11 protein-coding genes are annotated in these 13,036 nt (G+C 49.0%); 7 read left to right on the top strand and 4 right to left on the bottom strand.

The features are described 5' to 3' along the window. The first annotated feature begins 57 nt into the window (after positions 1–57). The 6 genes from OEM52_00705 to OEM52_00680 all read left to right on the top strand — a co-directional run bounded on the left by OEM52_00705 (position 58) and on the right by OEM52_00680 (position 6,554). Positions 58–984: a zinc ABC transporter substrate-binding protein gene (locus OEM52_00705; GenBank protein ID MDK9698656.1), complete on the top strand. Its 927-nt coding sequence runs from the start codon at positions 58–60 to the stop codon at positions 982–984. Between the two features lie 533 nt (positions 985–1,517). Next, entirely contained in the window at positions 1,518–1,676 is a 159-nt protein-coding gene (locus OEM52_00700) for a hypothetical protein (protein ID MDK9698655.1), read from the top strand. A 112-nt stretch (positions 1,677–1,788) separates the two neighbouring features. Next, positions 1,789–2,526, top strand: a complete 738-nt coding sequence (locus OEM52_00695) for a metal ABC transporter ATP-binding protein (protein ID MDK9698654.1) — start codon at positions 1,789–1,791, stop codon at positions 2,524–2,526. A 207-nt stretch (positions 2,527–2,733) separates the two neighbouring features. Continuing rightward, positions 2,734–5,499, top strand: coding sequence for a fibronectin type III domain-containing protein (locus OEM52_00690; protein MDK9698653.1), 2,766 nt, complete (start codon positions 2,734–2,736; stop codon positions 5,497–5,499). A gap of 216 nt (positions 5,500–5,715) precedes the next feature. Next, positions 5,716–6,258, top strand: coding sequence for a lipocalin family protein (locus tag OEM52_00685; protein ID MDK9698652.1), 543 nt, complete (start codon positions 5,716–5,718; stop codon positions 6,256–6,258). Positions 6,259–6,287: 29 nt separating this feature from the next. Continuing rightward, positions 6,288–6,554: a DUF3303 domain-containing protein gene (locus tag OEM52_00680; protein MDK9698651.1), complete on the top strand. Its 267-nt coding sequence runs from the start codon at positions 6,288–6,290 to the stop codon at positions 6,552–6,554. 157 nt (positions 6,555–6,711) lie between these two features. Here OEM52_00680 and OEM52_00675 read toward each other — a convergent pair whose 3' ends face one another. Beyond that, positions 6,712–6,945, bottom strand: a complete 234-nt coding sequence (locus tag OEM52_00675) for a DUF2892 domain-containing protein (GenBank protein MDK9698650.1) — start codon at positions 6,943–6,945, stop codon at positions 6,712–6,714. A 526-nt stretch (positions 6,946–7,471) separates the two neighbouring features. Here OEM52_00675 and OEM52_00670 point away from each other — a divergent pair. Then, positions 7,472–9,787, top strand: coding sequence for a PAS domain S-box protein (locus OEM52_00670; protein ID MDK9698649.1), 2,316 nt, complete (start codon positions 7,472–7,474; stop codon positions 9,785–9,787). Positions 9,788–9,829: 42 nt separating this feature from the next. On the opposite strand, the gene OEM52_00665 is transcribed toward OEM52_00670, so the two are convergent. From OEM52_00665 to OEM52_00655, 3 genes are all read right to left on the bottom strand, one after another. Continuing rightward, positions 9,830–10,573 carry an SDR family NAD(P)-dependent oxidoreductase gene (locus OEM52_00665; GenBank protein MDK9698648.1) on the bottom strand — a complete coding sequence of 248 codons (744 nt, stop codon included), beginning with the start codon at positions 10,571–10,573 and terminating at the stop codon, positions 9,830–9,832. A 197-nt stretch (positions 10,574–10,770) separates the two neighbouring features. Next, on the bottom strand, positions 10,771–12,144 hold the full coding sequence (locus tag OEM52_00660) for an FAD-binding oxidoreductase (GenBank protein MDK9698647.1): 1,374 nt from the start codon (positions 12,142–12,144) through the stop codon (positions 10,771–10,773). Next, on the bottom strand, positions 12,141–13,019 hold the full coding sequence (locus OEM52_00655; GenBank protein MDK9698646.1) for a decaprenyl-phosphate phosphoribosyltransferase: 879 nt from the start codon (positions 13,017–13,019) through the stop codon (positions 12,141–12,143). Before OEM52_00655 ends, OEM52_00660 begins: the two co-directional genes overlap by 4 nt. Between the last annotated feature and the right edge of the window lie 17 nt (positions 13,020–13,036).

Here is a 13,036-nt window from a genome sequence, read left to right as displayed (position 1 = left end):
CTTTTCAATGCCTCGCATTGGAAATTCCCGACTTCACACAAAAAGCAACGAGGAGAGATGAGCACACTCGCGAAGAAATGGGGGCGCGGATGGCTTCTTGGCTTTCTGCTTGGCGTTGGCTTGCTATTGGGATGTGGTAAACCAACAACTGGCGATGCAAAAAAGCTGGTGGCAACGACCGGAATGGTCGCCGATCTCGTGCAACGGGTTGCCGGGGATCACTTCCAAGTCGAAGCATTAATGGGACCTGGGGTTGATCCCCACCTCTATAAACCAACCGAAGGGGACTTGAACCGCCTCCGAAGCGCGCGCGCAGTCTTCTATAGCGGACTCCACCTCGAAGGGAAAATGGTTGAGGTGTTTAAGCGTCTACAAGAGGCAAAACCATCGGTACCATTGGGGGAATCGGTTCCCGTTAGTGAACTCATCGATCGGGGTAATGGGGTTCACGACCCCCACATCTGGTTCGATCCGGTGATCTGGAAGCTTTCACTACCTATAATCGCTGGAACCTTAACCAAACTTGACTCAGCCAACAAAACAGAGTATGAAACGAATGCAAAACTGGCAGCGGCAGAAATCGACTCATTGCACCAATGGATAGTCGCGCGAATTGCCGAGCTGCCGCCCGAACGCCGGATATTGGTCACGTCTCACGACGCCTTCTCCTATTTCGGTAAACGGTATGGCGTCAAAGTGATTGGACTACAAGGAATCTCGACCGTGAGTGAATATGGTCTCCAGGATGTTACCCGGATGGTCGATCAAGTGGTCGCCGAAAAAATCCCGGCGCTATTCGTCGAATCGTCGGTACCACGAAAATCAATGGAGGCAGTACAGCGCGGCGCACAGGAGAAAGGTCATCCGGTAAAAATCGGCGGGGAGCTTTTCAGCGATGCCATGGGCGCACAAAACACCCCCGAAGGGAATTACCTCGGGATGGTGCGACATAACGTCAACACTATCGTCGATGCCTTGAAGTAGTACGTTTTAGTGCCGTACGTTGGACTAAACTGTCCAACGGGCTTAAAACTAAGTTGTAGGTTTGTTCCCGTACGTTGGACATTCTTGTCCAACGGGCTTAAAACTAAGTTGTAGGTTTGTTCCTGTACGTTGGACATTCTTGTCCAACGGGCATAAAGTGAAACGACAAGTCATTAGGACAACAGGTGAAGGAATACTCGCCGAATGAGCTAATCAAGCGCCGAGGTCACTTACCACATTGGGAATTGGGTGGAAGTCTCTACTTTGTCACTTTTACATCAGTATTGAAAGAGTTTTCATGCTCGGAGCGCGAGCTAATACGAACAGTTATTCTAACCGGAGCAGCGAAGTACTTCCAATTGTACTTTGGTGTGGTCATGTATAATCATGTGCATTTGGTGCTTATGCCACTATAAGACATTAACGGAAAATGGTATTCTTTGGCTCAAATTATGAAGGGCATTAAAGGCTCTAGTTCTCGCATGATTAATGCCGGTAGAAATCGAAATGGTAGTGTCTGGTTACAAGAGTATATGGACAGAATCATTCGAAATGATGACGAGTACGGCAAAACAATTGAGTACATTTGGTGGAATCCGATTCGTGCCGGGTTGGTGAAAGAGGGTGAGGAGTATAAGTACTACATTTACTCGTCTGGCCCGTTGGACAGGAATGTCCAACGTACGGTGTAGTGTAAGCCCGCTTGACAGTAATTCGCTTTGCGGCTCACCGAAGGTAAAGTCCAACGTACCGGATAAGCTGGAGATAACGTAAGTGGAAACACCACCCCTCGAAATCCATGATATGTCGGTGATGTATCACCGCAAGCGGGTGCTGTGGGATATCGATCTCACGATTCCCGATGGGAAACTCGCCGCGATTGTCGGACCGAACGGCGCCGGAAAGACGACGCTCATTCGCGCCGCGCTAGGGTTACTGCCGCTCGCCAGTGGGTGGGTGAAGTTCTTCGGGCAACCATACCCGACTGTCCGGAAACGGATCGGCTATGTCCCGCAACGCGAATCGGTCGATTGGGATTTTCCCGCTACTGCGCTCGATGTCGTCACAATGGGTACCTACGGAAAGCTCGGTTGGTTCAAACGACCGGGAAAAGTTGAGAAGGAGTTGGCGCTCGCTTCCCTCGAAAAAGTGGGACTCACGGAATTCAAAGACCGTCAAATCGGACAACTTTCCGGTGGACAGCAACAACGGGTTTTTCTTGCCCGCGCGCTCGCACAGGAAGCCGATTTATATTTTATGGACGAACCGTTTGCCGCCGTCGACGCCGCCACCGAACGCTCAATTGTCACACTGTTACAAGAATTGCGGAATCAGGGGAAAACGGTGATTGTCGTCCACCACGACCTCCACACCGTAAAAGAATATTTCGATTGGGTCTTATTGATCAATCTCCGGTTGCTTGCCAACGGGCCAGTCGAAGAGACTTTTACCGAAGCGAATCTTCGCCGCACCTATGGCGGCCGGCTTACCCTCTTGAGCGACGTCACCGACGCGATGGAGCAATCCACGACGCATAAGTAGTTTACGTACGTAGTTCATGTACGACAGACACTCTTGTCTGTCGAGTGTATAGAGGGATGGGTGGACAGACAGGAGTGTCTGACCTACGGTGTGGGTTAGAATTACCCGAGTTGGTCGAATAATTTTCTCACTCCGATAAATCTTCTGGTCAATTCCCCATCGATTTCGTATTTTACCCTCGTCTACCACCAAACCAGCGAGGTCAAGATGCCGCAGTTGTTATCGTTCTATCGTCTCTCAGTCACACGAATCGTTTCCGTTGTATTGCTTTTCGTTCTCATTGCATTGGCGCAACCCGTCGCCGCCAGCGTAACCGGACTCGTTACCGACTCCCTTACCAGCAATACGGTGTCCGGCGCTTGGGTTTATTTTAGCGCGACTGATTCCGCGCAAACCGATACCAACGGTTCCTACAGTTTTCCCAATCTTGGAGGCGGCACCTATTCCTGCCTCATCCGAAAAATCGGATACGTGAATTACCGACAGTCGGTTACTTTAGTCACTGGAACAAACACGGTGAGTTTCACATTGGCTCCGCTCACCGCACCGCTCAATCCCGTCGGTTGGTGGAACTTCGACAATACGGCGAATTTGACGCAAGCGATGACGGGACGCGACTTTACTTTAGTCGGAACCAATCAAGCCATCGCTGGACCTGCCACAGGAAATGGCGCGGTCAATATCGGGGTCGGGAGTTACTACCGTTGCTTCCACGACATTCCCGCAAATGGCGGCGGCACTTGGGTCAACGAATATTCTATCGTTATCGATTTTCGCGTTCCTTCGGTTGGACAGTGGTACACTTTTTTCCAAACGAATTATGCTAACACCAATGACGGGGAAGCGTTTGTCAACCCCAACGGCACCATCGGCGTTGCGGCTACCGGCTATTCCTCGTATGCGATTTCTCCAAATGAGTGGTATCGGCTAATTATCTCCGCCGATTTAGGTACGAGTTATAAATACTATTTAGACGGACAGCTCCTGCAAGATGGCGGCGTGCAAACGGTCGATGGACGGTTTGCAATTTATCCCTATGCCAATCAAAATCAGGTGTTGTTTTTTGCCGATGAGAATCAGGAAGACAACCCAATCGATGTCGCACAAGTGATGTTTTACAACCGCCCGCTCAATGCGACCGAAGCGATTGCCATCGGCGGTTTTGGACACACCGTTGTTAACCCCGCCCTCATCATGACACCGTATTTGCAAACGCCGACTCCGAATGCGATTTCGATTGGTTGGCACTCAAGTGTCTCGAATAACACCATTGTCGAGTATGGCACGACTGCCGCATTAGGGCAAAGCGCAACCGGTAGCGCGCAAACCATCGGCAGTATGCTCTGGCATAATGTCCGGCTAACGGGATTAACACCAAACACGACCTACTACTATCGCTGCCGTACCGATACCGCGACCACCGCTGTTACGACGTTTCGCACACCACCACCCAACGGTTCACGCGATGGTCACCTCCGGTTTATGCTCACCAGCGATTCGCAATCGAACATCGCGCAGAGTACTCGTGGCGCTAATGCGATGCGGGAGACGCTACTGCAGTTATATGGGGCAAACTACGCCGATAGCGTGAGTCTCGTGATGCATAGCGGGGACATTGTCGGCAATGGTTTGAGTTACGGGACGTTCCAGACCGAGTATTTTGTTCCGTTCAGGCAACTCAATCAATCGATTCCGTTCATGGTGTCAATCGGAAATCATGAAACCGAGTCCCCGGCTTACTACAACTATATGGAGTATGATCCATTCGCCGGCTACGAGGGGGAGCGGTACTATTCGTTCCAATTAGGACGAGTATTGTTTATTGCGCTCAATAGCAATACGCAAGGGAATACGCAACTCACGTGGCTCACCAATCGCTTGGCGACGGCGCAAGCCGATACCTCCATCGATATGATTTTTGTTTCGACTCATCACCCCGGACATAGTGAAATTTGGCCCGATGGCAATACGAATTGGACATTGAATTCGGTGATTCCCTTACTGGAAAACACCCCGAAAGCGATGATGATCTCGAATGGTCATTCGCATAATTACGAACGGGGACTGCGTGATGCGGGAAACCTGCGGACGTTGCTCTGCGGCGGCGCGGGCGGCGCGCTCGACCGGTGGCGGATGTACACCAACCAAACCGATTATCCGGAAATCCAGCGTTCGCTCGATTACTACAATTATGTCTTGGTCGATGTCGATCTCGCCAACAATTCGTATCAGGCAACGACCTATAGTTTAGGTAACAGTAATGTTCCGTTGAATAACGTGGTGGTCGACCGTTGGCATTTTTCCCGTAATGGAACACCACCGGCAACACCGCAAGCGATTGCGCCGAGTGGCGGTTTTGGCGGTGCGGTTACGCTAATGGCATCGGCATTTTCCGGCAGCGACTCGATTCAGTGTTCGCAATTCCAACTCACTTCTATCATGGGAAATTATTCGACGCCGCTAGTGAATTCACTACGACACTACGAGAATATTTACAACGATACCGGAGCGCCGGAGTATCAACCAATCGACCGCAATGCCGGGATCGATTTGTCACAATTGGCACGGGTGGACTCGCTCTTAACGCCGAACACAACCTATTGGTGGCGTGTACGTTATCGCGACCGCAATCTTAAATGGTCAGAGTGGTCGGAGGAGCAGTCTTTCAATTGGTTTGGTGCGGGAACCGAAGAGGAAACCTTAGCGGTGCCGCAGGAGTGGCTCGCGCAAAATTATCCCAATCCGTTTAATGCGACCACAACGATTTCCTATTCGATTAAACAGCCGGGCACCGTTCATTTTGCAGTCTACGATATGAATGGGCGGATGGTCGAACAGCGTTCCGAACGCAAGGCGGTGGCGGGACTACACACGTTTGCTTTTGATGGTCATAAACTCGCATCGGGGGTCTATCACTACCAAATCGAATGCAACGGTTTTACTGCAACCCGCCGCATGATTTTCGTGAAGTAGGCGCTTGTTTCATTTAATTCTGTTTAATATTGAGGCGTAGCGAATACGCCTCAATTCTCTTTATGTATGCGCATTTGGGCTCCGATAATACTATCTCGAGAGACGTCAAACGAATAAAAAGGCGTAATCCCTACAATACTATTGTGTGCTTTGTATTTTCGTATTACTTGCTGCAAGCATCTCAAGTTGAACTTGCTTTGAATTGGAGGGAGGAAGTTGAAGTTTATATTAACTATTGCTATGCTTTTACTCTCAGCAATAACCGGATTCGCCGCCGATCCGAAACCGGTAACAACCGTCCCGGAAATTGATTTATCAAAGTACATGGGGGTCTGGTATGAAATCGCCCGGTACGACAATTGGTTTCAACGGAAATGTGCCAGCCATACGACTGCGACGTATTCACTGCAACCGGATGGTACAATTAAAGTGGTAAATCGCTGTAAAACCGCGGATGGCAATTGGAAAGAAGCGGGTGGCGTCGGCCGCAAACAGACCCCGAACGGGAGTAACACCAAACTGGAAGTCCGATTTGCTCCAGAGTGGATGGGTTGGATGTCGATGGTGTGGGGTACCTACTGGATTATCGATCTTGCGCCGGATTATTCGTATGCCGTAATTGGCGATCCCGACCGTAAGTATCTTTGGATTCTTGCCCGGACAGCGACTATCGAACCAACGGTATTGCAATCGATTCGTACCCGTTTACAGGAAATTGGGTATGATCCGAACCTATTATTATTCACGAAGCAGGATTAGGTTAGAGAAGATAGGAAAAGGAAACAAGAATGCTGTTTATGATTATCGAACACTACAAACCGAATTCAACGCAGGCTATCTACGACCGCTTTGCCGCAAACGGACGCATGTTGCCCGCGGGAGTCATCTACATCGATAGCTGGGTGTTACCTGATGGCAGCCGTTGCTACCAACTCATGGAAGCGGAGCATGTCGGGCAGCTCGATGAATGGGCGAGTCACTGGAACGACTTGGTAGACTTTGAGTATTATCCCGTCGTCAGCAGTAAGGAAATGGCAGAGAAAATGAAAGGTTAGAATCCACAGGTGTAATATCCGTAGGACAGACACTCTTGTCTGTCCACTTTTTTTGTAGACGATAACGCAGTATCCATCAGAAAAAACAGGCGACCCCGAGCGTCTGCCCTACTGTCGGTTTCCCGATCCCCGAATCCCGATTTCCGAACACCGATAATCACTTACCGGGACGATAACGCATCTCTTTATGTTTCCGTACTGCCAAATCCGGGGTGGTAGACATATTTGCCATACTGTAAAATAGGCAACGTCCGGTATAGACGGTCGCCAGCAACAGCACCGCAGGAATCAACCAGAAGTAATTCGCTGCAAAAACAGCCCAACCGACAAATCCAACGGCAAGCAGGAAACGGATATAGCGATCCAATTTGCCAATGTTTTTCGTGTCCATGAGATACTCCTTTTCTAAGTGGTACGCAGCGCAAGCCCCCAAAAAATATAATCCACAAATAAAAAGAATATCTGTGAAACATATATATTAAATAAACAGCACAGTGTTGTCGATAAAACATTCTCGAGTTTCCTGTGTTGTAGAAGGAAAGATAGTGATTTTCTACCGAACATCCTCATCGAATCCGATTTGTTTTTTACGGATGTTACTCGCAACGGAGCCGATCGTTATTGACACCATCACTTGTCTTAACATCTGTCACTTCCGTCGGCTTCGGGTACAACCAGCAATGAAACAATCTTGTTTATCCGCTTTGCATTGGTAGTCGCGGGCTTCAGACCACGTTTTACAACTTTCACTCTATCGCTGACTATAGCCAGTGGCAACCCATCCGTGAGATAGATTTACATCTTCCGTAAATGCGCTCGATTGTATAAAAAGGATAAAGAGTAACGTATCACTTATTGGGTGGTTTGTTTATACAACAATTTGACGATTTTGTTTTGTCGTGACCTTGAGAAAACCAATGAAATCCAAATGTTCAGAGCGAGATATTAAGAATCTGTTAGAAGCGCTTCCCGATGGCGTTCTCGTCGTCGATGTCGCTGGTAATATTGCGAACGCCAACAAACAGATTGAAACCCTCTTCGGCTATAAACGGCAAGAACTTCTCACGATGGCATTCGATGAGTTGCTTTCCGCATCCAGTAAAACCAACCCACAATGGCTTCATGGAGAGCGCTTTTCCCAAGCGAAGTTACCCACAAAAAGTTTGATTGAAGATTACATTGGCACACGGAAAGATGGCTCTAAATTTTCGGCAAGCATTACTACGAGCGGCGTGGAAACGAAGAACGGTTGGATGTCTTTGGCAGTCGTCCGGGACATTACTAATCGTAAACATCTGGATGAGAAAATGAGCCGCTTCGCTACCGCGGTTATCGATTCCGATGATGCCATTACAATACACGACACTGATGGTAGGATTACCGCTTGGAACCGTGGCGGTGAGCGGATGTATGGTTACAGTGAGGAAGAAGCGCTGCAGATGAGCATTTGGCTCCTCGCCCCGCCCGATAGAGTCGAGGAGCAAAAAGAGTTTATCTACCGGCTGGTCGCAGGCGAAACGATTTCCACGTATGAAACACAACGGATTACCAAAGATGGCCGCATCCTCGATGTTTGGTTAAGTGTAACGAAAATGGTGGATGAAACGGGAAAAATCATCGCGATTGCCACCACCGAGCGCGACGTCACCAAACGCAAGAAAATGGAGCGGGAAATTCAAGATACAAAAGAGTATCTCCAGACAGTATTAGATTCTTCTCCACTTCCTGTCATAGCACACGATGCCCAAGGGAACATTACGCGTTGGAATCTTGCAGCCGAAACGTTGTTTGGTTGGTTGGAGTCGGAGGTGATCGGCAAACCCCCGCCAATTATTCCTACTGACCAGTTTCCGACCTTTGTAGAGAACATTACCCGGATTGCAAGCGGTGAAAAAATTGTCTATCACGATGTCCCGATGCTCTGTAAAAGTGGTGATTTAATTCCTTGTGATATCTCAATTGGTCCGTTTGGCAGAAGTCGAACCGAAACGACAGGATTTGTCGCAATTATCAGCGATGTCCGCGAGCGCAAGCAAGCCGACAAAGACCGTTTACACTACGAATCCGAACTCCGTCAGGCGCACAAGATGGAAGCAGTGGGAAGATTGGCGGGCGGCGTTGCTCACGACTTTAACAATATGCTCAGTGTCATCATCAGCTACACAGAACTGATCATGTCGATGATGAAATCGGATAATCCGATGTACAGTTATCTGCACGAGATCCGAAAAGCTGGTCTTAGTTCAGCCGAGTTAACAAAGCAATTGCTCGCTTTTTCACGCAAACAGACCACCACTCCGAAAGTAATCAAACTCGATGAGGTTGTCGCCGGTGTAAAAAAAATGCTGAGTCGATTGGTCAGAGAAGAGATACGATTAAAAGTGATTTCCATCGGTGAACTATGGCAAATTCAGATCGATCCAACCCAGATTGAGCAAGTTCTTACCAATTTGATTGTTAATTCTAAAGATGCCATAAGCGGCAATGGAACGATTACCATTGAGATGGCAAACACTGCGTTCGATGAAACGGTGAAACGGCGTGAATTAAGCGCTGCGCCCGGCGACTATGTGATGCTCGCCGTGAGCGATACCGGCTGCGGAATGGATGCAAAAACATTAGAGAATGTATTTGATCCGTTTTTTACCACCAAGGAAGAGGGAAAAGGAACCGGACTGGGATTATCGACGGTCTTTGGCATCGTTAAACAGAACGAAGGCGTCATCCATGTCTACAGTGAGCCGAGTATTGGTACTACTTTCAAGATTTACTTCCCTCGGTTTATCGGTGAGGTTGGTGACCAGTCGAAAAAGGAGGAGAAAATTGTTCTCACTGGTACCGAGACCATCTTGATTGTAGAAGATGAGTTAGCAGTATTGAATGTTGTGAGAGTTATCGTGGAAGAACACGGTTATAAAACTCTTACTGCCGATAATCCGGTAGAAGCTTTGTTGCTTGTTCAGGAGTATAACCATCCGATTGATCTTATGCTTACCGATGTAGTCATGCCGACAATGAATGGCAAGGAGTTAAAGACACAAGTAGAAGTTTTCCGACCCGGCATTAAGACCTTGTTTATGTCGGGTTATACATCGAACATCATCGCCGACCGTGGGCTAATCGACGAAAGCATCAACTTCATTCATAAACCATTTTCACGATTGACATTGTTACAAAAAATGCGCGAGGTGTTGGACAGTTCATTTTCAAAATCTGGTAACAACAGTATTTAATCATTATCTCTTCCGAAAACATCTTTATCATTTGTACGAATACTATATCGACAATTTCCGGAAAATGAATTCGGGCAGGTTGCGAATGATGAGCATAATCCAACGCCAGATGCCTGGTGCGTAAACGACTTCGCAACCCTTGTCAATTGCTTTCGCAATTTCTTTCGCTACAACTTCCGGTTGCGCCAATAGTGGTTGTTTGGGGAGCCCTGCGGTCATCGGCGTTGCTGTAGGACCGGGTTTTGCTACTACTACTTTTATCCCTTGCTCGCCAAACCGTAACCGTAGTCCTTCCAGTAATCCTTCCAACGCCTGTTTATCGATCCCATAAAAGAAATTCGATTTCCGGATGCGGTCACCGGCTGGACTACAAAATCCGACGATCATCCCCCGCCCCCGTTCCGCCATTATACTCGCCGCCGAAGTGAGTACAGTTATCGCTGCCGTATAATTCACCGCATGTTGCAATTGTGCCAATGCCGGATCGCGTTCCATGTCCGCTTGGGGAAGCAATACGCCAGCCACCCAAATTACGCCATCAAGTTCACCGAACGCCTTCTCTACTTCCGCGATAAACGTACCGTGGCGATCCGGTTCCATCGCCTCGAACCTCCCGACCATCACTTCGACCGCAGCGCGAATTTGGAGATCATTGGCTACTTCCCGGCAACGTTCCAGCGCGTTTTCCCGTTCGGTGAGATACAACCGGTGTCCGCGTTTTACCAATTCCCGCGCTAAGGGAATCGCTATCCCGCTGGTACCGCCAATCAATAACCAGTTGCCCATAGTTTTATCTCGATAAACAGAAACTTCTTCTGTAAACAGCTTTGACTCGAATGGTAGCCGCAGGCTTTAGCCTGCGATTCTTGATGTTCCGTGTCGGCGCAGGCTGAAGCCTGCGGCTACCTGTTGACCTTGGGCACGGTCTAAAGCCCGCGGCTACCAACTCGTTTCGGGCGCGATGAATCGCGCCCCTACGATACTCACAATAACTGTAACCGCTTTGCTTGATCGGAACAAAATATCGCATCCGGATCATACTTCCGTTTGATCGCTTGCCATTCCGGCAACTCAGGATACATCGCTCGAAACGTCTCCGGTTTCATCCGAACATCTTTCGCAAGATACTCTCTGCCGCCAGCTGCAAGAACGATTTTATCCAAGTCGTCAAGAGTCTCGAATAGTCCAGCAGTCACGGGAAAGTCCATCGCCATCAGCCATCCCGGCTTCGGGAAAGAAAGTAATCCCGCCGCTTCGCCGCAGCGTTTCAATACCGCCAGCGTCGAAGGGTGTTTTCTCTTGATACAGTGACGCAACACCTCCGCAATAACCGCCTCGCAATCGGCAAACGGTACTAAAATCTGATATTGCACCAAGCCCTGCGGTCCGTACACTCGATTCCAATGATGCATGATGTCGAGTGGGTAGAAGAAACTATTGTATGGAACAACCTTCCGATGCTTCTTACTCGGACCGGATTTGTAGTAAAACGCTGTATTGAACAACTCACCGGTGAAATTGTTAACTAAGGAAAACGGCGGTTGGAACGGGAAGGTGAACGGCGGCTTTTCATCGATTTGTAACGGATGCGCTCGCAATGACTGCGGCAATTCAGATAACAACGCATGCCTGCCAAGACTCACTTCGGAACGTCCTATTTTTTTACCGTTGGCAATACAATCGACCCACGCAACCGTAAAGTTCCACTCTTGATCATTCGCCGCCAAGACTGCCATTGTTTCCGACAGATTTGCTGTGCGATAATATTCGGCGGTAATGAATGAAGTTTCGACAGGAACCAACCGGAGCTGTATCCGGTATACGACTCCGGTGAGACCCATTCCCCCGGCGGTGGCGCAGAATAAGTCCGCATTCTCGGTGCGGGAGCAATGCCGGGGCGTTCCATCGGCAAGAACAATGTCGAACCAATCGATATAGTTTGAGATCGTACCGGCTTGATGATGATTTTTGCCATGTACATCAGCGGCGAGACAACCGCCCAGCGTCGGAAAACGGGTACCGGGAGTTACCGGTAGAAACCAACCGTGCGGCAGTGCGACAGCGATGATTTCTTCGAGGGTGATGCCCGCCTCGACAACAATTGTTCCAGTCGTTTTATCGAATTGGTGTACTAAGGATAAACCGCGCATCGACAAGGCATATTCGTTGGAACAAAACCCGGCGTCGCCATAGCTTCGGCTGCTGCCAAAGGCGAGAATCTTCCGATTCGCCGGACGGGATTGGATGAACTGTTGTAAATCGGGAAGGGAGCGCGGTGTATATACATATGCATCGCCGTGGGGAAACACCCCCCATCCCGCAATCAACTGCTGCCTCACAGTAGGGGCGTCGATCAAAGCGATGCTCCTTTACTCATCAGAATCGTTAAAACACCGGCAAACCAAATTGCGATGGCGATTAAAATTGCTTTATCGCCTAACAGCGTTTCGGTGGGGTCTTCCCCTTGTTGCTTTGTGTACACGATGAGTTGATACCGGAATATTGCGAAGGCGACAATTGGAACGGTATAGAGTAATTTTATCGACCCGATGTTTTCGATGGTGGCTCTATCGACGGTATAAAGAGTGTATGCTAAAATTGTTATTCCACCGACAGCGGCAATCCAATGATCCCACGCAGCAAGCGGCGGCGCATTTTCCAAACTCCTCCGGGTGTGTTCATTCTTCTCGACGTACCGGGCAAGCTCCTGCCGTCGTTTTGTCAAGGCGAGCATCAGTGCGATTAAGAATGTACACACCAATAACCAATGCGAGATCTCGACTTCGATGGCATCGGCACCCAATATCGCCCGCGATGTTATTCCACCGGCAATGATTAAGACATCAAGCAGTTGAATATGTTTCCACCAGATGCTATAGAAAATCATGACACCGGCATAACCTACCAATACAACCAAAGCGGTCATATTCAATAAGTATCCAACACCGAAGCCGCTGGCCATCAGTAAAATGGCGATGAGCAAAGCGCTCGCGGAAGAAATTTGACCGGCAGCAATGGGACGATGTTTTTTTACCGGGTGCTGGCGGTCGTCTTCGATATCACGAATATCGTTAAAGATGTAAATCGCACTGGCGGTGAAGCAGAATGCAAGAAAGGCAAGCCCTGAGCGTTGCCACTCCTCCGCGCTGGTAAATTTCTGCGCGAAGAATAGCGGGGCGAACACCAGCAAGTTTTTTACCCATTGCCGGACGCGGAGTAAGCGGAGAATCATTATCATTGACTGTAAAA

It is taken from the genome of bacterium (assembly GCA_030247525.1).
Lineage (GTDB): Bacteria > Electryoneota > JAOADG01 > JAOADG01 > JAOADG01 > JAOTSC01.
This window is presented reverse-complemented; position numbering and strand designations above follow the sequence as displayed.

Bases quoted from the DNA above. Each gene is read 5' to 3' on its own strand.
- OEM52_00705 (MDK9698656.1), top strand. From the start codon at position 58: ATGAGCACACTCGCGAAGAAATGGGGGCGCGGATGGCTTCTTGGCTTT.
- OEM52_00700 (MDK9698655.1), top strand. From the start codon at position 1,518: ATGGACAGAATCATTCGAAATGATGACGAGTACGGCAAAACAATTGAG.
- OEM52_00695 (MDK9698654.1), top strand. From the start codon at position 1,789: ATGTCGGTGATGTATCACCGCAAGCGGGTGCTGTGGGATATCGATCTC.
- OEM52_00690 (MDK9698653.1), top strand. From the start codon at position 2,734: ATGCCGCAGTTGTTATCGTTCTATCGTCTCTCAGTCACACGAATCGTT.
- OEM52_00680 (MDK9698651.1), top strand. From the start codon at position 6,288: ATGCTGTTTATGATTATCGAACACTACAAACCGAATTCAACGCAGGCT.
- OEM52_00675 (MDK9698650.1), bottom strand. From the start codon at position 6,945: ATGGACACGAAAAACATTGGCAAATTGGATCGCTATATCCGTTTCCTG.
- OEM52_00670 (MDK9698649.1), top strand. From the start codon at position 7,472: ATGAAATCCAAATGTTCAGAGCGAGATATTAAGAATCTGTTAGAAGCG.
- OEM52_00665 (MDK9698648.1), bottom strand. From the start codon at position 10,573: ATGGGCAACTGGTTATTGATTGGCGGTACCAGCGGGATAGCGATTCCC.
- OEM52_00655 (MDK9698646.1), bottom strand. From the start codon at position 13,019: ATGATTCTCCGCTTACTCCGCGTCCGGCAATGGGTAAAAAACTTGCTG.